4 protein-coding genes are annotated in these 21,602 nt (G+C 73.0%); 3 read left to right on the plus strand and 1 reads right to left on the minus strand.

The features are described 5' to 3' along the window. Position 1: 1 nt before the first annotated feature. The 3 genes from DFJ66_RS07060 to DFJ66_RS07070 are packed head-to-tail and all read left to right on the plus strand — an operon-like array spanning position 2 to position 20,510. Entirely contained in the window at positions 2–19,111 is a 19,110-nt protein-coding gene (locus DFJ66_RS07060; RefSeq protein ID WP_121219097.1) for a non-ribosomal peptide synthase/polyketide synthase, read from the plus strand. Beyond that, positions 19,108–20,319, plus strand: a complete 1,212-nt coding sequence (locus DFJ66_RS07065) for an MFS transporter (RefSeq protein ID WP_121219099.1) — start codon at positions 19,108–19,110, stop codon at positions 20,317–20,319. The genes DFJ66_RS07060 and DFJ66_RS07065 overlap by 4 nt, the downstream gene beginning before the upstream one ends. Next, on the plus strand, positions 20,316–20,510 hold the full coding sequence (locus DFJ66_RS07070; protein WP_121219101.1) for an MbtH family protein: 195 nt from the start codon (positions 20,316–20,318) through the stop codon (positions 20,508–20,510). The genes DFJ66_RS07065 and DFJ66_RS07070 overlap by 4 nt, the downstream gene beginning before the upstream one ends. 23 nt (positions 20,511–20,533) lie before the next feature. On the opposite strand, the gene DFJ66_RS07075 is transcribed toward DFJ66_RS07070, so the two are convergent. After that, positions 20,534–21,511, minus strand: a complete 978-nt coding sequence (locus DFJ66_RS07075; protein WP_121219103.1) for a Gfo/Idh/MocA family protein — start codon at positions 21,509–21,511, stop codon at positions 20,534–20,536. Positions 21,512–21,602 lie beyond the last annotated feature (91 nt).

Raw genomic sequence — 21,602 nt, forward strand, 5'->3', positions numbered from 1 at the left:
CATGACCACCTCCAGGGAAGACCGCATCTCCGCGCTGCCCGCCCACCTGCGCGACAAGCTGCGCCAGCGGCTCGCCGGCCGCACCGCCGCGCCCGCCGACGTGATCCCGACCGCGCCCGGTGACGGGCCGTTCCCGCTGTCGGCGGGTCAGCAGCGGCTGTGGTTCCTGCACCAGATGCAGCCGACCGAGTACAACACCGCGCTGGCCCTGCGACTGCGCGGGGCGCTGGACGTGCCCCGGCTGACCGGTGCGTTGCGGGAGCTGGTGCGGCGGCACGAGTCGCTGCGCACCACGTTCACCGAGGTCGGCGGCGAGCCGGTGCAGGTCGTGCGGGACGTGGTCCTGGACGTGCCGGTGCTCGACGCCGACGACCTCGACGCCGTGCTGCGCGCCGAGGTCGAGCGGCCGTTCGACCTGGTGAACGGGCCGCTGTTCCGGGCGGCGCTGTACCGGCACGCCGGTGACCACGTGCTGCTGCTGACCTCGCACCACATCGTCGTGGACGGCTGGTCGCTGGGCGTGCTGGCCGAGGAGCTGGGCGCGCTGTACCGGGGCGAGACCCTGCCGCCGGTCGCCCTGCGGTACGCCGATTACGCGGTGTGGCAGCGCGGCAGGTCCCTCGACCTGGACTACTGGCGCGAGCGGCTGGCCGGGGTGGCGCCGCTGGAGCTGCCGACCGACCGGCCGCGTCCGGCGGAGCGCACGTCGGCGGGTGCGTCGCACGAGTTCACCGTGCCGCCGCTGCTGTCGTCACGGCTGGTCGAGCTGGCCCGCGCGCACGAGACGACGCTGTTCACGGTGCTGCTGACGGCGTGCCAGGCGCTGCTGGCCCGGTACACCGGTCAGGACGACATCGCGGTCGGCACGGTGACGACCGGCCGCAACCGGCCCGAACTCCAGCGGCTGGTGGGCTTCTTCGTCGGCACGGTCGTGTTGCGGTCCACTGTGGACACCTCACGGTCGTTCGCCGCGCTGCTGGCGGAGGCCCGGACGGGTGTGCTGGACGCGTTCGCGCACGACGACGTCCCGTTCGACAAGGTCGTGGAGGCGCTGGGCGTGCCCCGCGACCCGAGCCGCACGCCGCTGTTCGACGTGATGGTGGTGATGCAGAACGCCGGGACCGCGCTGCCCGCCCTGCCCGGGTTGGAGGTCAGCGAGCACCCGCTCACCCGGCGGCACGCGAACTTCGACCTGAGCCTGGACTTCACCGAGACCGGCGAGGGCGTGCACGGGCTGGTCGAGTACAGCACGGACCTGTTCGACGCCGAGACCGTCGCACGGCTGTGCCGCCACCTGCTGATCCTGCTGGCCCGGGTGGTCGCCGAGCCGGACCGGCCGCTGGCCGAGGTGCCGCTGCTGCTCGGGGACGAGCCGTCGCCGCACGGTCCGGCGCTGGAGGTCCCGGACACCACGTTCCCGGCGCTGTTCGAGGCCCAGGTCTCGCGCACTCCGGACGCGACCGCGCTGGTGTGCGGCACCGACCGCCTGACCTACGCCGAGGTGGAGGCCCGCGCGAACCGCCTCGCGCACCGGTTGCTGGCCGACGGCGTGCGGTCGGAGCAGGTGGTCGCGTTGTCGCTGCCGCGCGGGGTGGACGCGGTGGTCGCGGTGCTGGGCGTGCTGAAGGCGGGCGCGGTGTACCTGCCGGTGGACCCGACGCTGCCCGAGCAGCGCAAGGCGCACCTGGTCACGGACTCGGGCGCGGTGCGGGTGCTCGACCGCCTCCCGGACACCACCGGGATGCCCGACACGCCGCCGGACGTGCGGATCAGAGCGGACCAGGCCGCTTACGTCATCTACACCTCCGGCTCCACCGGCACGCCCAAGGGTGTCGTGGTGGAGCACCGCAACCTCGTGCACCTGCTGCACAACCACCGCAACGACTTCGCCTCCGAGCACCTGCGGGTCGCGTTGTCGGCGGTGTTCTCGTTCGACACGTCGTGGGAAGGCCTGGTGCTCATGGCCGACGGCCACGAGCTGCACGTGCTGACCGACGAGGTCCGGCTGGAGCCCGCCGCACTGGTGTCCTACGTGCGGGAGCACCGGATCGACTTCCTCGACCTCACCCCGTCCTACGTGCAGCAACTCCTGCCCGCCGGACTCCTCGACGGCCCGCACCGGCCGAAGGTGCTGATGCTGGGCGGCGAGGCGCTGGGTGCCGCGCTGTGGCGGGAGCTGGCGGCGTCCCCGACCCGGGCCTACAACTTCTACGGGCCGACCGAGACCACGGTCGACGCGGTGTCGACGCTGGTGGAGGGCGACCGGCCGGTCATCGGGCGTCCGTTGCACAACCTCACGGCGTACGTGCTGGACGAGAACCTCCAGCCGCAGCCGGTGGGCGTGCCCGGTGAGCTGTTCATCGCGGGCCCCCAGGTCGCGCGCGGCTACCTCGACCGGCCCGGCCTGACCGCGTCCCGGTTCCTGGCCGACCCGTTCGGCGCGCCCGGGTCCCGCATGTACCGGACCGGCGACCGGGTGCGGTGGGTCGGCGACCAGCTCGAGTACCTGGGCCGCACCGACGACCAGGTGAAGGTCCGCGGCTACCGCATCGAACCCGGCGAGGTGGAGGCGGCGCTGCTGTCGCACCCGGACGTCCGCGAGGCCGCCGTGGTGGCCCGCACCGACGACGGCCACACCCGCCTGGTCGCCTACGTGGTGGCCGACGTGCCGACCGACCTGCGCGACCACCTCAAGCGGCTGCTGCCGGACTACCAGGTCCCGGCGGCGTTCGTGGAGCTGGAGCGCATCCCGTTGACGCCCAACGGGAAGCTGGACAAGGCGGCCCTGCCCGCGCCGGAGGTGCGTGCGGCCGGCGAGGTGGTCGCCCCGCGGACGGCGGCGGAGGCAGCGCTGGCCCGGATCTGGGCGGACGTGCTGGGTGCCGCGCAGGTCGGTGTGCACGACAACTTCTTCACCCTGGGCGGCGACTCGATCCTGTCCATCCGGGTGGTGTCGTTGGCCCGGCAGGCCGGGCTGCGGCTGACCTCGCGGGACGTGTTCCGGCACCAGACCATCGCCGAGCTGGCGTCGGTCGCCGCCTCCCCGGAGGCGGAGGAGGCCGCGCCGGCGCGGGTGTTCACCGGTCCCGCGCCACTGACGCCGATCCAGCGGTGGTTCTTCGCCGAGCACGGGCCGTTGGCGCACTTCACCATGTCGCTGCTGGTGGAGCTGGACCCGGCGGTCGACCCGGACGCTCTCCGTGCCGCAGTGCGTGCGGTGGTGGCGCACCACGACGCCCTGCGGCTGCGGTTCCGCCGTGACGGCTCGGGTTGGGTGCAGGAAGTCGCCCCTGACTCGGCCGAGGTGTTCTCGGTCGGCTCGGACGTGACGGCTGCGGCTTCTGCGGCACGGCGGTCGTTGGACATCTCGCGCGGGCCGTTGCTGCGGGCGGTGTTCCTCCCCGGTGACCCGCCGTCGCTGCTGCTGGTCGTCCACCACCTGGTGGTCGACGGTGTGTCGTGGCGGATCTTGTTGGAGGACTTGGAGAAGGCGTACCGGGGCGAACCTTTGGACGCCGTCGGAACGTCGTTCACCGACTGGGCGCACCGGCTGGACGAGCACGTCCGGCAGGGCGGGTTGGACGACGCCCGGGAGTACTGGCGGTCGCTGCCCCCGGCGGTGCCGCTGCCGGTGGACCTCGACGGGGACAACACCGTCGCCTCGACGCGGTCGGTGTCGGTGCGGTTGGACCGGGAGACCACGGACGCCCTGCTGCACGACGTGCCGCCGGTGTACCGGACGCAGGTCAACGACGTGCTGCTGAGCGCGGTCGGGCGGGCGTTGGCGGAGTGGACCGGGCAGTCCGCGGTGAGCGTCGCGCTGGAGGGGCACGGGCGCGAGGAGCTGTTCGACGCGGATCTCGCGCGCACGGTCGGCTGGTTCACCACGCAGTTCCCGGTCGTGCTGGAGACGAGTGACGACTGGGGGCGCACGCTCAAGGCGGTGAAGGAGGCCCTGCGGGCGGTGCCGCACCGGGGGTTGAGCTACGAGGCCCTGGGGCTGACCGGGCTGCCGGAGGTGTCGTTCAACTACCACGGCCGGTTCGACGTCGGCGGTGGCGGGCTGTTCCGGGCGCGGCGGGACCTGCCCGACGACGACGTGGACCCCGCGCAGACCCGGCCGCACCTGCTGGACGTGACCGGGCTGGTGGAGAACGGGTCGCTGGAGCTGCGCTGGGACTACTCGGCGAACGTGCACTCCGAAGCCACTGTGCGGCGGTTGGCCGAGCGGGTCGTGGAGGCGTTGCGGGAGATCGTGGCGCATTGTGCGACACCCGGTGCCGGTGGGCGGACGCCGTCGGACTTCCCGTTGGCGCGGTTGACGCAGGAGCAGGTGGACCGCATCGCGGGGCCGGACGTCGAGGACGTCTACCGGCTGACGCCGTTGCAGGCGGGCATGGTGTTCCACAGCCTGGTGGAGCCCGGGGCGTACGTGGACCGCGTGCGACTGGTGCTCGACGGGGTGTCGGACGCGGCGGCGCTGCGCGAGGCGTGGCAGCGGGTGGTGGACCGGACGCCGGTGTTGCGCACGTCGGTCGTGTGGGACGGGGTGGACGAGCCCGTGCAGGTGGTGCACCGGTCGGTGGTGCTGCCTTCGTCCGGCGAGATCACCCTTGATTCCGCTCCGCTGCTGCGGGTGTCGGTCACGCCGTTGGGCGGGGACCGGGTGGAGGTCGTGTGGACCTCGCACCACGTCGTGCTGGACGGGTGGAGCACCGGTCAGGTCTTCGCGGAGGTCTTGGAGCACTACCGTGCCATCACCACCGGTTCGACGGCGCGGGTGCCGACCCGCCGCCCGTTCCGCGACTACCTGGACTGGCTCTCCGAACAACCCGACGCCGAGCCGTACTGGCGCGCCGCTCTGTCCGATGTGGACGTTCCCACGCCTCTCCCCTACGACCGTCCTCCCGCCGAGGCGCACCGGGCCGAGTCGACGGCACACGTGCAGGTCAGCGTGGACCTCGGGGACGCTCCGCAACGCTTGGGCCTGACCGTGAACACCGTCGTGCAGGGCGCGTGGGGTTTGCTGCTGTCGCGGGTGTCGGGCGAGCGGGACGTGGTCTTCGGCAGCACGGTCTCCGGCCGTCCCGCCGAGTTGCCCGGCGTCGAGGACATGGTCGGCATGCTGATCAACACCGTCCCCACGAGGGTCGCCGTCGACACGGCCGCGCAGACCGCCACCTGGTTGCAAGACCTCCAGTCGGCCCAGGCCGAAGCCCGCCGCTACGACCACACGTCGCTGGCGGACATCCAGTCGTGGGTGGGGACGCGCCTGTTCGACGCGGTCGTCGTCTTCGAGAACTACCCGTTCGACCAGTCAGGTGACGGCCCCCGGGTGGCCGAGGTGGACGCGATCGACAACACCACCCTCCCCCTGACCCTCACCGCCCACGGCAACACCCACCTGACCCTGGACCTGGCCTACGACCCGACCCTCTTCGACACCACCACCGCCACCCGCCTGGCCGACTGGCTGCGCGCCCTGGTCACGGCCCTGGTCACCCAGCCGGAGACCCGCCTGGGCGACCTCCCGTGGCTGTCCCCCGAGGACGAACGCCAAGTCCTCACCGACTGGAACCACACCGACCTCCCCACCCCCGGCACCCCCTACCCGACCGTCTTCGCCGCCCAGGCCCGCAAAACCCCGGACGCAATCGCCCTCGTCTTCCACCCCACGACCACCGGCAGTCACCCCACATCCCCCGGCACGCCCCACCCAGCCGACGCGCCCCACCCAGCCGACACGCCCCACCCGGCCGGCGCACCCGACCCCGCCGACGCGACCAGCCCCAGCGCGCCCCACCCCGCCGGCGCGCCCCGCCTCGCCGCCCCCACCGCGGGCACGACGCCTGCCGACGCGAGGCCCGCCCTCCCCACCGACGCCGCCCGCCCTGCCGACACCCCGAGCGCCACCAGCCCCTCCGCCGCCACCAGCGCGACCGCCGCCACCAGCGCGACCGCCACCGCCAGCCCAACCGCCACCGCCAGCCCAACCGCCACCGCCAGCCCAACCGCCACCGCCAGCCCAACCGCCACCGCCAGCCCAGCCGCCACCACCGGGCCCAGCGGCAGCGTGGTGTTGACGTTTGCCGAGCTCGAGGCGGCGGCGAATCGGGTGGCGCACTACCTCCTGGCCGCCGGTGTCGGGGCCGAGGACGTGGTCGCGGTGCGGATGGCGCGGTCGGCCGAGGTCGTCGTCGCCATGTTGGGCATCCTCAAGGCCGGGGGTGTCTACCTGCCGATCGACCCCACCCTGCCCCGGGACCGGATCGAGCTCCTGCTCGCCGACGCCCGGCCCAAGCTCGTGCTCGACTGCCTGCCCCCCGCGTTCCTCACTTACGGGACGCGCGAGTCGGGAGTTGGTCGCGGATCCTGCATGTCGCCCGATCAGGTGAATCTGCCGGACGGCCGGCCGAACCAGGACCAAGACCGGGACCAGGACCAGGACCAGCCGCCGGACGTCGTGATCCGGCCCGAGCAAGCGGCCTACATCATCTACACGTCCGGCTCCACCGGCAAGCCGAAGGGCGTGGTTGTGGAGCACCGGCAGTTGGCCAACCTCTTCGAGGCCAACCGGCGTGAGCTCATGACCGACGAGCGCACCAGCTTCGCCCTCACCGCCACCTTCTCCTTCGACACCTCCTGGGAAGGGCTGCTCTTCCTCGCCGCCGGCCACGAGCTGCACGTCATCGACGACGAGCTGCGCCTGGACCCCGACCGCCTGGTCGCCTACGTCCGCGACCACCGCATCGGCACGATGGACCTCACCCCCTCCTACGCCCACCGCCTCATCGCCGCCGGCCTCCTCGACTCCGGCTTGCGACAGCTCATGCTGGGCGGCGAAGCCGTGGACGCCGCGCTGTGGCGCAGGATCGCCGACTCCCCCGTCCGCGGCTTCAACTACTACGGCCCCACGGAGGCCGCGGTCGACGCGACTTCGACCGAGGTGACCGGCGACCGGCCGCTCATCGGGCGCCCGCTGCGCAACGCCAAGGCCTACGTGCTGGACGACGACCTGCGCCCGGTGCCGCCCGGCATCCCCGGCGAGCTGTACGTCGGTGGCGCGCAGGTCGGGCGCGGCTACCTGAACCGGCCCGGCCTGACCGCCCAGCGGTTCCTGCCCGACCCGTTCACCGGCGGACGCATGTACCGCACCGGCGACCGGGTCCGCTGGCTCGACGACGGCACCCTCGACTACCTCGGCCGCGCCGACGACCAGGTGAAGCTGCGCGGCTTCCGGATCGAACCGGGGGAAGTGGCGGCGGCGTTGCGGGGCGTGCCGGGGGTGCGGGACGCCGTGGTGGTCCTCCGGGACCAGAGGCTCGTCGGGTACGTCACCGGCACGCCCGACGAAGACCCGCGCGACCACCTCGCCAAGACCCTGCCCGACTACATGGTCCCCTCGGCGGTCGTCGTCCTCGACGCCTTCCCCCTGTCGCCCAGCGGGAAACTCGACCACAAGGCGCTGCCGACACCGCAGTTCGCGGGCGGGTTCACCGAGCCGCGCACGCCGGCCGAGCGCACGGTCGCGCGGGTCTGGGCGGACGTGCTCAAGCTCGACCGGGTCGGCGCGGACGACAACTTCTTCGCGCTCGGCGGTGACTCGATCCTCAGCATCGGTGTCACCTCGCGGCTGCGCGAGGCGTTCGGCGTGCAGCTGTCCCCCCGTGCCGTCTTCCAGCACCCCACGGTGTCCGGCCTCGCGACCGCGATCGCCGGAATGAGTGCGGTGGACGCCATCCCGGTGATCCCGCGTGGTGGCGTCCACCCCCAGTCCCCCGCCCAGCGGCGGCTGTGGTTCCTGGACCGCTTCGAACCCGGCAGCACCGACTACGTCACCCCCACCGCCCTGCGCCTGCGCGGACCGCTCGACCTCGAAGCCCTCCGCCAAGCGCTCAACGGCCTGATCCGGAGGCACGAGTCGCTGCGCACCACGTTCGACGACGACGTCCAGATCATCCACGAGCCGTTCGACCTGCCCCTGTCCGTCGAACGCGGTGACTGGCAGGACGTGCTGCGCCAGGAGGTCAGCACCCCGTTCGACCTGCGCGAAGGCCCGCTGGTCCGGGCACGCCTGGTCCGCGTCGCCGACGACGACCACGTGTTCGTCCTGACCCTGCACCACATCATCACCGACGGCTGGTCCACGGGCGTGCTGGCCCGCGACCTCACCGCCCTCTACGCCGGCGACGACCTCCCGCCGCTGCCCGTGCAGTACGTCGACTACACGGCCTGGCACGAGGACCCGCCCGCCGACCACTGGGCGGACGTGCTCAAGGGCGTGCCCCCGCTGGAACTGCCCACCGACCGCCCCCGGCCGGCGGTGCGCACCGGACAGGGCGCGGCGCACGCGTTCACCGTCCCGGCGGAGGTGGCGAGGAACCTGAGGAAGCTGGCGCAACAACGCGGCGACACCCTCTTCACCACGCTGGTCGCGGCCTGCCAGGCGCTGCTGGCCCGCTACACCGGCCAGGACGACATCGCGGTCGGCACCGCCGTGTCCGGTCGCGGCCGGGCCGAGCTGGACGACGTGGTCGGCCTGTTCGTCAACACGCTCGTGCTGCGGTCCACTGTGGACACCGACGACACCTTCACCGGCCTGCTGGCCCGGGCCAAGGCCACCGCGCTGGACGCCTTCGCCCACCAGGACGTGCCGTTCGAGCGGGTGGTGGAGGCGGTGCGCCCCGAGCGCGACCCGAGCCGCAACGCCCTGTTCGACGTGATGGTCCTGGTGCAGAACACCGCGAGCGAGGTCCCCGAGCTGCCCGGCCTGCACGTCGAGGAGCTGCGCATCCCGACCGTGTCGGCCCTGTGCGACCTGACCTTCGAGTTCGGCGAGTCCGGCGACGACCTGCTGGGCGCGGTCGAGTACAGCACGGACCTGTTCGACGCGGCCACGGTCGAGCGGCTGTGCCGGCACCTCGTGACCCTGCTCGCCGAAGTCGTGACCGACCCCGACCGCCCGCTGCGCGAGATCCCCCTCCTGCTGGGCGACGAGCCGAGCCCGCACGGACCACGGCTGGACGTTCCCGCCACGACGTTCCCAGCCCTGTTCGAGGCGCAGGCCCGCAAGACGCCCGACGCGACCGCCGTGGTCTGCGGGGACGTCCGGCTCACCTTCGCCGAACTGGACGCCCGCGCCAACCGCCTGGCCCACCACCTCATCAGCCGAGGCGCACGCCCCGAGCGGACGGTGGCGGTGCGCCTGCCCCGGTCGGCCGACGCCGTCGTGGCAGTCCTCGCCGTGCACAAGGCGGGCGCGGTGTACCTGCCGGTGGACCCGAACCTGCCCGCCGAGCGCGCGGACCTCCTGCTCAGCGACGCCGCCCCGGTCGTCGTGCTGGACACCTGGCCCGACCTCACCCGATGCCCGGACACCCCGCCGCACGTGGACCTCAGGCCCGACAACGCGGCCTACGTCATCTACACCTCCGGCTCCACGGGCACGCCCAAGGGCGTCGTGGTCGAGCACCGCAACCTGGTGAACCTCCTGCACAACCACCGCCACGACTTCGCCGGCGAGCACCTGCGGGTCGCGCTGTCGGCGGTGTTCTCCTTCGACACCTCCTGGGAGGGCCTGGTCCTGCTGGCCGACGGGCACGAGGTGCACGTCATCACCGACGACGTCCGCCTGGAACCGGCCGAGTTCGTCCGGTACGTCCGCGACCACCGCCTCGACCTGGTCGACGCCGGCCCGCCGTTCGCGCGGCAACTCCTGGCCGCCGGGCTCCTCGACGGCGAGCACGGCGAGCACACGCCGAAGATCCTCACCCTCGGCGGCGAAGCCCTCGACACCGCGCTCTGGCGCCAACTGGCCGCGTCGAACACCCGCGCCTACAACTTCTACGGCCCCACGGAAACCACGGTGGACGCGGTCTCCACACCCGTACAGGGTGACCGCCCGTTCATCGGCCGCCCCCTGCACAACCTCACCGCCTACGTCCTCGACGCCAACCTCCAGCCCCAACCCGAAGGCGTCCCCGGCGAGCTCTACATCGCCGGACCCCAGGTCGCCCGCGGCTACCTGAACCGCCCCGGCCTGACCGCTCAACGGTTCCTGCCCGACCCCTTCACCGGCGGACGCATGTACCGCACCGGCGACCGCGTCCGCTGGGTCGGCGACCAGCTGGAGTACCTGGGCCGCACCGACGACCAGGTCAAGGTCCGCGGCTACCGGGTCGAACCCGCCGAGGTCGAGACCGCGCTGCTGACCCACCCGGACGTGCGGCAGGCCGTGGTCGTCGCCCGCGAGCACCACGGCCACCAGCGGCTCGTCGCCTACGTCGTGGGCACCGCGACCGACCTGGGCGCCTGGCTGAAGGACCGACTGCCCGAACACCTGGTGCCGTCCGCGTTCGTCACGCTCGACGCGATCCCGCTGACCGTCACCGGCAAGGTGGACCGCCGCGCGCTGCCCGCGCCCACGTTCTCCGACGCCGGGTACGTGCAGCCGCGCACCCCCGTCGAGGCGGAACTGGCGCGGATCTGGGCCGAGGTGCTCGGGGTCGAGCGGGTCGGCGCACGGGACAACTTCTTCGGCCTGGGCGGCGACTCCATCCTGAGCATGCAGGTGGTGTCCCGCGCACGGCAGGCCGGCCTGCGGCTGACCTCGAAGGACGTGTTCCTGCGCCAGACGGTCGCCGACCTCGCCCTGGCGGTCACCGCGACCGAGGACACCACGACCACCGAGGCCTTCACGGGCCCGGCCCCGCTGACCCCGATCCAGCGGTGGTTCTTCGCCGAGCACGGACCGCTGTCGCACTTCACGATGTCGGTGCTCACGGAGTGGGGCGACGTCGTGGTCCCCCGCCTGCGCGACGCCCTGAACGCCGTGGTGGCGCACCACCCGGCCCTGCGCACCCGGTTCGTCGAGGTCGACGGCGAGTGGCGGCAGGAGGTCGGCGAAGTCCACGACGTCCTACACCTCGCGTCCACTGTGGACTACGAGGCCGAGGCGACGGCCGCCCGGCAGAGCCTCGACCTGCGGCGGGGTCCGCTGTTCCGGGCCGTGCTGTTCCCGGACGGCCGGCTGTTCCTCACCGCGCACCACCTGGTCGTGGACGCCGTCTCCTGGCGAGTGGTCCTCGAAGACCTCCGCACGGCCTACGACGGCGGCGACCTGGGTCCGCGGAGCTTGCCGTTCACCGACTGGGCCCACCGCCTGGACGCCCACGTGCGTGAAGGCGCGCTGGACGACGCCGTGCCGTACTGGCAGGCCGTGCCGACCGAAGAACCCGTGCCCACCACCGCCGGCAGCGCGCGGAACGTCGTCGTGCGGCTGGGCCGGGACGAGACCGAAGCCCTGCTCCACCAGGTGCCCGAGGCGTACCGGACGCAGGTCAACGACGTGCTGCTGGCCGCGTTGGCGGCGGCGTTCGCGGGCCGGGTGCTGGTGGTGCTGGAGGGCCACGGCCGCGAGGAACTGTTCCCCGACGCCGATCTCTCCCGCACGGTCGGCTGGTTCACCACCCAGTTCCCGGTGGCCCTGGACGTGCCCGCCGACTGGGGCGACGCGCTCAAGGCCGTCAAGGAACAGCTCCGGGCCGTGCCGCACAAGGGGTTGAGCTACGAGGCCCTGAAATACGCGGGCAAGCTGAGCGGCCCGCTGCCCCGGGTTTCGTTCAACTACCTGGGCCGGTTCGACGAGGACACCGTGGACGTCGAGCACGGCCGCGAGGTGCCCGACGACGTCATCCGCCCCAACCTCCTGGACGTCACGGCGGCCGTCACCGGCGGCGAACTGGTGCTGGACTGGGAGTACTCGACCGAGGTCGACACCGAGGACGGTGTCCGCGCGCTGGCCGACCGGATGCTGGACGCCCTGCGCGAGATCGTGGCGCACTGCGCGGACGCCTGGGGCCGGACGCCCTCGGACTTCCCGCTCGCCCGGCTGACCCAGGAGCAGGTGGACCGGCTCGTCACGCCGGACGTCGAGGACGTCTACCCGCTGACGCCGTTGCAGACCGGCATGCTGTTCCACAGCCTGGTCGACGACGGTTCGGCCTACTTCAACCAGCTCCGCGTCCGACTGTCCGGTGTGGACTCCCCGGAGAAGCTCGCCCAGGCCTGGCAACGGGTCGTGGACCGCACCCCCGTGCTGCGCACCAGCGTGGTGTGGGAGGGCGTGGACGAGCCGGTGCAGGTCGTCAACCGCGACGTCGTCGTGCCGGTGGAGTTCGCGCCGGTCACCGACGACCTGGTGGCGCGGGACGCCGAAGCAGGCCTCGACCTCACCCGCGCCCCGCTCATGCGGCTGGTGATCGGGCGGGTGTCCGACACCGAGGTGGACGTCCTGTGGACCTCGCACCACCTGCTGCTCGACGGGTGGAGCACGTCCCAGGTGTTCGGTGAGGTGCTGGCCGAGTACACCGGGGACGCGCCGGTCGCGCGGCGGCCGTTCCGCGACTACCTGGCGTGGCTGGGCGAGCAGGACCACGCGGCGGCCGAGGCGCACTGGCGGACCGTCGTGGCGGGCCGCACCGCGCCCACTCCCCTGCCCTTCGACCGCCCGCCCGCCGACGCCCACCGCGCCGAGTCCTCCGCGCAGGTGGTGCTGGACCTGCCGGTGGACCGGCTCGACGCGGTCGCCCGCGCGCACGGCCTCACGGTGAACACGCTGGTCCAGGGCGCGTGGGCGCTGCTGCTGGCCCGCACTTCGGGTGAGCGGGACGTCGTGTTCGGCACCACGGTGTCCGGGCGACCGGCGGAACTGCCCGGTGTCGAGGACATGGTGGGCATGTTCATCAACACCGTGCCGACCCGCGTGTCCGTGGACCCGCTGGACGAGACCGTGCCGTGGCTGCGGCGGCTCCAGGACGCGCAGATCGAGTCCCGGCGGCACGACTTCGTGTCGCTGGCGCAGGTCCAGGCGCTGGCCGGCGGGCGGCTGTTCGACAGCCTGCTGGCGTTCGAGAACTACCCCGTGCAGGCCCCTTCCGGTGACGCGCCGGCGGTCGGCGAGGTGGACGGGCTGGACACCACGACGTTCCCGCTGACCGTGCGGGCGCACGCGGACTCGTCGCTGCACGTCGAGCTGACCTACGACCCTCGCCTGTTCGACGCGACCACCGTCGAGGCCTTGGGCGCACGGCTGTCCCGGCTGCTCGACGCGCTGGGCACCGACCCGGCCCGCCGCATCGGCGAGCTGCCCTGGCTGTCCGACGACGAGCGCCACCAGGTCCTGGTGGCCTGGAACGGCACCGAGCACAGCGCCCCCACCACGACCATCCCCGAGGTCTTCGCGACCCAGGCCGCCCGCACGCCCGACGCGGTCGCGGTGACGTTCGACGGCTCGTCGCTGACGTACCGCGAGCTGGACGAACGCGCGAACCGGCTGGCGCACCACCTGATCGCCGAGGGAGCGGGTCCGGAGCAGTTCGTGGCACTCCTGCTCCCCCGGTCGCTGGAGCTGGTCGTCGCGGTGCTGGGCGTGCTGAAGGCGGGCGCGGCTTACGTGCCGATCGACCCGGCCTACCCGGCCGAACGCATCGCGGGCATGGTCGAGGACGCCCGCCCGGTGGCCGTGCTCGACCGGCTGCCGGACCTGTCCGCCTACCCCGTGCACGCGCCGAAGACGTCGCTGCGGCCGGAGAACCCGGCGTACGTCATCTACACCTCGGGCTCGACCGGCAAGCCCAAGGGCGTGATCATCCCCCACAGCAACGTGATCCGGCTGTTCACCGCCACCGAGCACTGGTTCCGGTTCGACGAGCACGACGTCTGGACCCTCTTCCACAGCTACGCCTTCGACTTCTCCGTCTGGGAACTCTGGGGACCGCTGCTGCACGGCGGCCGACTCGTGGTCGTGCCCTACGAGGTCTCCCGGTCGCCGCGCGACTTCGCCCGGCTCATGCGCGACGAAGGCGTCACCGTGCTCAACCAGACGCCTTCGGCGTTCTACCAGCTCATCCCGGAGAAGCCCGGCGCCCGGTACGTGATCTTCGGCGGCGAGGCCCTGGACCTGCGCAAGGTGTCGGCGTGGGAGGGCTCGGGCGAGCTGATCAACATGTACGGCATCACCGAGACCACCGTGCACGTCACCTACACCGAAGCGGACGGCACGGTCGGCGTCCCCATCCCCGACCTGCGGGTCTACGTGCTGGACGACGACCTCCAGCCCGTGCCGCCCGGGGTGGTCGGCGAGATGTACGTGGCCGGGCCGGGCCTGGCCCGCGGTTACCTCGACCGGCCGGGGCTGACCGCGTCGAGGTTCGTGGCGAACCCGTTCGGCGAGCCCGGGTCGCGCATGTACCGGTCGGGTGACCTGGCCCGCTGGGTGGACGGCAAGCTGGACTACCTCGGCCGCGCCGACCAGCAGGTGAAGGTGCGCGGGTTCCGCATCGAGCCCGGCGAGGTCGAGGCGGTGCTGGCCGGGTACCCGGGGGTGCGGCAGGTCGCCGTGGTGGCGCGGGAGGACCGGCTGGTGGCCTACGTGGTCGCCGACGAGCCGGTGCCGGCCGCCGCGCTGCGCGAGCACGCCGCCCGGTCGCTGCCCGACCACATGGTGCCGGCGGCGTACGTGGGGCTGGACCGGTTGCCGCTGAACAACAACGGCAAGCTGGACCGGGCCGCGCTGCCCGCGCCCGACCGGGACGCGACCGTGGCCGACGGGTACGTCGAGCCGCGCACCGACACCGAACGGCTGGTGGCGGGCATCTGGGCGGACGTGCTGGGCCTGGCCCGGGTGGGCGCGGAGGACGACTTCTTCGCGCTGGGCGGCGACTCCATCAGCAGCATCCGGGTGGCGGCGCGACTGCGCGAACGGTTCGACGTCTCGCCGCGCGCCCTGTTCGACCACCCCACGGTGGCCGGCCTCGCGGCGGCGCTGTCCGGTGAGGCGCTGACCCCGATCCCGCGCGCGAACCCGACGATCGCGCTGCCCGGCTCCGCGCGGGCCGGCGGCGAACAGTCCGGCGGGTTCCCGTTGTCGTTCGCGCAGCAGCGGCTGTGGTTCCTGGACCAGTTCTCCCCCGGCGGCACCGAGTACGTGACCCCGCTGGCCGTGCGGCTGCGCGGTGAGCTGGACGTCGAGCGGCTGCGGCAGGCCCTGACCGCGCTGGTCGCCCGGCACGAGTCGCTGCGCACGACGTTCCCGGCGGTGGACGGCCTGCCGGTGCAGGTGGTGCACCCGCCGCACGAGGTCGAGCTGCCGCTGCTGGACGAGCTGCCCGAGGTGGAGCCGTTCGACCTCGGCGAAGGCCCGCTGTTCCGGCCCGCGCTGGTCCGCATCGCGCCGGACGAGCACGTGCTCGCGCTGACCATGCACCACATCATCACCGACGGGTGGTCCGGCGGGGTGCTGGTGTCGGACCTGGCCGCGCTCTACCAGGGTGAAGACCTGCCCGACCTGCCCGTCCGGTACGTGGACTTCGCGGCCTGGCAACGCGAGCAGCCCCTGGACGCCCAGCTGGACCACTGGCGCGAGCAGCTGCGCGGCGTGCCCGCGCTGGAGCTGCCCACCGACCGGCCCCGACCGCCCGTGCAGACCACGGCGGGCGCGCAGGTGGAGTTCGCGGTGCCGCGCGAGATCGCCGACCGGCTGCGGGACATCGCCCGCCGGCACGACTGCACCCTGTTCATGGCGCTGGTCGCGGCCTGCCAGGTGCTGTTCCACCGCTGGTCGGGGCAGCAGGACTTCGCGCTGGGCACGGTCGCGGCCGGGCGCGAGCGGCCCGAGCTGGAGCGGGTGGCCGGGTTCTTCGTCAACACCCTCGCCCTGCGGGCGCACGTCGAGCCGACCGAGGCCTTCCCCGAGCTGCTGGGCCGGGTGCGGGAGACCGTGCTGGCCGCGTTCGCCCACCAGGACGTGCCGTTCGAGCGGGTCGTGGACGCCGTGCAGCCCGACCGCGACACCAGCCGCACGCCGATCTTCCAGGCGGTGGTGGCGTTGCAGAACGCGCCACGACCGACCGGGTTCGCCGGGCTGGAGGCCACCGACGTGGGCCGACCGGTGGTGTCGACCGGGTTCGACGTGACCGTGGAGTTCACCGAGGAGGACGGCGGCGCGCTGAGCGGGTCCGTCGAGTACAACACCGACCTGTTCGACCTCTCCACCGTCGAGCGGCTGACCGAACACCTGGTGACCATCCTCGACGACCTCGCCGACGACCGTCCACTGTGGAGCCTGCCGCTGCCCCGCGCCGAGCGCCAGGCGTTGGCGGAGTTCGGCGACGGCGGTCCGGCGAGCCCGTTCGTGTCCTTCGCGGGCCTGGTCGAAGCGCAGGTCGAGCGCACGCCGAACGCCCTCGCCCTGACGGGTGCGGCGGAGATGACCTACGCCGAGCTGAACGCGGCGGCCAACCGGTTGGCGCACCACCTCATCGCGGCCGGCGCGGGTCCGGAGTCGGTGATCGCCGTGCGGCTGCCGAGGTCGGCGGACCTGGTCGTGGCGGAGCTGGCGGTGCTCAAGGCGGGTGCGGCGTTCCTGCCGGTCGACCCGGAGTACCCGGCCGAGCGGATCGAGTTCATGCTGGCCGACGCCCGGCCGCTGCTGGTGCTGGACGGGCCGGTCGACGTGTCGGGCCGCCCCGACCACGACCCCGGGGTGGCGGTGCGGCCGGAGCACCCGGCGTACGTGATCTACACCTCCGGCTCGACCGGGCGGCCGAAGGGCGTCGTGGTGACGCACGCGGGCATCTCGACGTTCTCGGCGGCCGAGATCGCGCACCTGGACGTGCGGCCCGGCGACCGGGTGCTGGAGTTCTCCTCCCCCAGCTTCGACGCCTCCGTGCTGGAGCTGTGCATGGCGCTCCCGGCCGGTGCGGCGCTGGTCGTGCCGCCGCCGGGTCCGCTGCTGGGCGACCAGCTCGCGGACGTCATCGACGAGCACGGCGTGACCCACGCCCTCATCCCGCCGGTCGCGCTGGCCACCGTGCCGGACCGGCCGCTGGCGTCCTTCCGCTCGCTCGTGGTGGGCGGTGACGCGTGTTCGGCGGACCTGGTCCGGCGGTGGGCCCCCGGACGGCGGATGGTCAACGCCTACGGCCCCACCGAGTCGACCGTGGTCACGAGCTGGAGCGGACCGCTGGAGCCGGGCGGGCTGCCGCCGATCGGCCGGCCGCTGCCCGGCACACGGGTCCACGTCCTCGACGCCGAAGGTCAGCAGGTGCCGATCGGGGTCCCGGGCGAGCTGTTCGTGTCCGGTGTCGGCCTCGCGCGCGGCTACCTGGACCGGCCCGGCCTGACCGCCTCGCGGTTCGTGGCCGACCCGTTCGGCCCGCCCGGGTCGCGGATGTACCGGACCGGGGACGTGGTGCGCTGGAACCGGCGCGGCGAGCTGGAGTTCGTCGGCCGCGCGGACGAGCAGGTCAAGATCCGCGGGTTCCGGGTGGAGCTGGGCGAGGTCGAGACGGCGTTGCTACGGCACCCGGACGTGCGGGAGGCCGTCGTGGTGGCGCGGGCGGACGGGGCAGGGCACAAGCGGCTGGTCGCCTACGTCGTCGGCGCGAGCGTGCGTGGTGGAGGTGCACGGCCATCCGACGCGGTCGAAGGGCTGCGGGAGTTCCTCGGCGAGTCGCTGCCGGAGTACCTGGTGCCGTCGCTGTTCGTGCCGGTCGCGGAGCTGCCGGTGAGCCCGAACGGGAAGGTGGACCGGGCGCGGCTGCCCGAGCCGGACTTCTCGGCCCTGGCCACGGCGGAGTACGTGCCGCCGGCCGGCCCGGTCGAGGAGGCGCTGGTGGCGGTGTGGGCGGACGTCCTGGGCGTGCCGCGGGTCGGCACGGCGGACAACTTCTTCGCGCTGGGCGGCGACTCGATCCTGAGCATGCAGGTCGTGGCGCGGTCCCGGCAGGCCGGGCTGCGGTTCACCACGCGGGACCTGTTCGCCCACCAGAGCATCGCCGAGCTGGCCCCGGTGGTGACCGTCGAGGCGGCGGCCGGGGTGCAGGAGGCGGTCGTCGGCGACGTGCCGCTCACGCCCGTGCAGCACTGGTTCCTGCACTCGGGGCGGCGCAACCCGCACCACTTCAACCAGTCCCACTTCGTGCGGCTGGACCCGGCGGTGGACGTCTCGCGCCTGCGGTCGGCGTTGCAGGCACTCATGGCGCACCACGACGCCCTGCGGATGCGGTACAGCGAGGTCGACGGCGAGTGGCGGCAGGAGAACGCGCCCGTGTCGGACGTGGACGTGCTCACCGTGGTGTCCGATGTGGACGACCGGGAGGCGTACGCGGACGCGGTGCACGCCAGTTTCTCGCTGGAGAACGGCCCGTTGCTGAAGGCGGTGCTGTTCGCCGGGGACGAGCCGGAGTTGCTGCTGGTGGCGCACCACCTGGTGGTGGACGGGGTGTCGTGGCGGATCTTGATGGACGACCTGGAGACCGCCTACTCGGGCGGTGACCTGGGTGCCAAGACGACGTCGTTCCAGGAGTGGGCGCGGCGGCTGTCGGCGCACGTCGAAGAAGGCGGGTTCGACGCCGAGATCGACCACTGGAGCACCCCGGTGCCGGCGTCGGAACAGCCGCGCGGCCCGGTCGACGTGGTCACCGTGGAGTTGTCGCCCGAGGACACGGACGCGTTGCTGCGCGGTGCGCCGGTGGCCTACCGGACGCGGGTCAACGACGTGCTGCTGGCCGCGCTGGCGCACGCGCTGGGCCGGTGGACGGGCGAATCGCGGGTCGCCGTGGACCTCGAAGGGCACGGCCGGGAAGACCTGTTCGACGGGGTGGACCTGTCCCGCACGGTCGGGTGGTTCACCACGGTCTTCCCGGTGGTGCTGGACGTGCCCGAGGGCGATTGGCGGGCGCGGGTCAAGGCGGTGCGGCGGCAGTTGCGGGCGGTGCCGGGCGGTGGCCTGGGGTGCGGGGCGCTGCGGCAGCACGGCCGGTTGCCGGTGACCGGTACGCCCGCGGTGGCGTTCAACTACCTGGGGCAGTTCGACACCGGGTCGGACGAGTCCGAAGGGCTGTACCGGGCGGTGCTGCCCGCCATCGGCCGCGACCACGACCCGTCCGATCCCGCCAACCACCTCGTCGAGGTCGTCGGCGAGGCCGGGGACGGGCGGCTGGTGTTCTCCTGGTACTTCCACCCGGAGGTGCACCCGGAGGCCGAGGTCCGGGCCGTGGTGGCGGACTTCGCGGACGCGCTGCGGGCGATCGCCGAGGACTGCCGATGAGCACCTCGTTGGCGCGCAACCGGAACTACACGCTGCTGTGGAGCGGGCAGGCGTTGGCCGAGGTCGGCTTCTCGGCGTCGCTGATCGCCTTCCCGCTGCTGGTGCTGGCGGTCACCGGGTCGCCGGCCGCGTCCGGCCTGGTGCTGGCGGTGGACGCGGCGGCCCAACTGGTCGCCGGCCTGCCCGCGGGTGTGCTGGTGGACCGGTGGGACCGGCGGCGGATCATGCTGGCCTGCGAGGCGGCCCAGGCCGTGGCGTTGGGGTCGCTGGTGCTGGCCCTGGTGAACGGGGTGGCCTCGGTCGCGCACATGGCCGTGGTCGCCGCCGTGATGGGCGTGTGCCGGGCGTTGTTCGAGCCGGCGGAGGACGCCTGTTTGCCGCGGCTGGTGCCGGACGAGCAGTTGGCGACCGCGGTGGCGATGAACTCCGCTCGGACGTCCCTCGGGCAGATGGCCGGGACGGCGTTGGGTGGTGCGTTGTTCGCGGTGACCCGGTGGCTGCCGTTCCTGGTGGACCTTCTGACCCACTGCGTGGCCTTCTTGACGCTGCTGTTCCTGCGGGTGCCTGCCCGGACTCCGGCCATCGGGGACACGAACTTCCTCGCCGACATCCGCGCCGGCCTGCGGTGGGTGTGGCAGCTGCGGGAGATCCGGGTGACAGCGTTGTGCGCGGTGGTGCTCAACCTGTTCTTCGGTGCTTTCTACCTGGTCGTGATCGTGCTGGCGCAGCACCGGGGCGTGTCGCCGGCGGTGATCGGCGTCATGGCCGCCATGCTCGGCGTCGGCGGCGTGGTCGGGTCGCTGCTCGCGCCCAGGCTGCACCGGGTGCTGGGGCCGTACGTGTCGATCGCCGGCGTGTTCTGGGCGGTGACCGTGCTGACCCCGGTTTCCCTGCTGGTTGCCGACGGGTACGCGTTGGGTGGGTTGTTCGCCTTGATGATGGTCCTGGCGCCCACCGCGAACACGACCATCTCGACGCACCAGCTCCTGCTGACACCCGACGAGCTGCGCGGGCGGCTCAGCGGGGTGCTGGCGGTGGCCGTGGGGCTCGCGGGCGTGCTCGGCCCCGTGCTCGGCGGTGTGTTGACGGAATTCCTGGCGCCCACCGACGCGGTCGTCGTGTGTGCCGTCGGGATCGCTTTGGTGACCGCGTTCGTGACGGTGAGCCCCACCTTGCGGCGCTACGCTGATCAGGAGGTTGTCTCGTGAGGTCTGACATCGCTTACCAGGTGCTGGTCAACGACGAGGGCCAGTACTCCCTGTGGCCCGCCCACCAGCCCGTCCCGGCGGGGTGGGTGGCCGACGGGAAGACCGGCACCTTGGACGAGTGCTCGGCGCACGTGGACTCGGTGTGGACCGACATGCGCCCCCGTTCCCTCCGGGAGGCCATGAACTCCTGACCTGGCCGGAGGACCGGCGCGGATCAGACGACCTGCACCGCGCCGGTCCGCGCCGACTCCACCAGCGCCTCGCCCACCCGGGCGGTCCGCTTCGAGTCGGCCAACGTCACCAGCGGCGGGGTCCCCGTGCGCACGGCCTCAGCGAACGCCGCCGCCTGGTGCTCGTAGGCGTCGGCGGCCGGCACCCGTTCTTCGCGGTGTCCGTCGTTGGTGATGATCGTGATCACGCACTCCTCGTCCGGCGCGGTCCAGGCGTTGCGGACCGCGATCGATCCGTGGGTGCCCTGCAACTCGTAGCGCGCGCAAGGGCCGTAGTCGAAGCCGTAGTCGATCTGGGCCACGCGGCCGTCGCCGAAGTCGAGGGTGGCCGCGCCGCTGGTGTCCACGGGCGCGCCGTCCTTCGAGTGGAACCGGGCCTGCACGCTGACCGGGGTCTGGCCGAACGCCCACAGGGGCACGTCGAAGGCGTAGCAGCCGACGTCCCAAGTCGCCCCGCCGCCCAGTTCGGGCAGGTACCGGATGTTGCCCACGGGGTCCATCAGACCCGCGAACGCCGCCCGCACCACGCACAGCTCACCGATCACGCCCGACGCCAGCAGCTCCACCACCCGCCGCTGCTGCGGGTGGAACCGGTACCAGTAGGCCTCCATCGCGGTCAGCCCACCTGCCGCCGCCTCGACGCGCTCGACATCGGCGGCCGACAGCGCCAACGGCTTCTCGCACAGCACGTGCTTGCCGGCCTCCAGAGCGCGCAAGGTCCACGGCACGTGCTCCGAGTTCGGCAGGGCGATGTAGACGGCGTCCACTTCGGAGTCGTTCAGCAGTGCCTCGAAGCCGTCGTGCACCCGCGCGTCGAACTGCGCGGCGAATCGGCCGGACGCCTCCACCCGGCCCGGGCGGGCGGCGACGGCCACGACCCGGTTGTCCACGACCCGGTGGATGGCGGGCGCCACTCGGGTGCTGATGAACGCCGTCGCGCCCAGAACGCCCCACCGCAGCATGAAGTCCTCCCGAAGCCGACGAGCCGCGCAGACCTTAACCGATTCACGCGAGCACGCCGGTGCCCGCCACCACACCCCCCTCGCCGAGCGG

The organism is Saccharothrix variisporea, assembly GCF_003634995.1.
Taxonomy (GTDB): Bacteria; Actinomycetota; Actinomycetes; order Mycobacteriales; family Pseudonocardiaceae; genus Actinosynnema; species Actinosynnema variisporeum.

Bases quoted from the DNA above. Each gene is read 5' to 3' on its own strand.
- DFJ66_RS07060 (WP_121219097.1), top strand. From the start codon at position 2: ATGACCACCTCCAGGGAAGACCGCATCTCCGCGCTGCCCGCCCACCTG.
- DFJ66_RS07065 (WP_121219099.1), top strand. From the start codon at position 19,108: ATGAGCACCTCGTTGGCGCGCAACCGGAACTACACGCTGCTGTGGAGC.
- DFJ66_RS07075 (WP_121219103.1), bottom strand. From the start codon at position 21,511: ATGCTGCGGTGGGGCGTTCTGGGCGCGACGGCGTTCATCAGCACCCGA.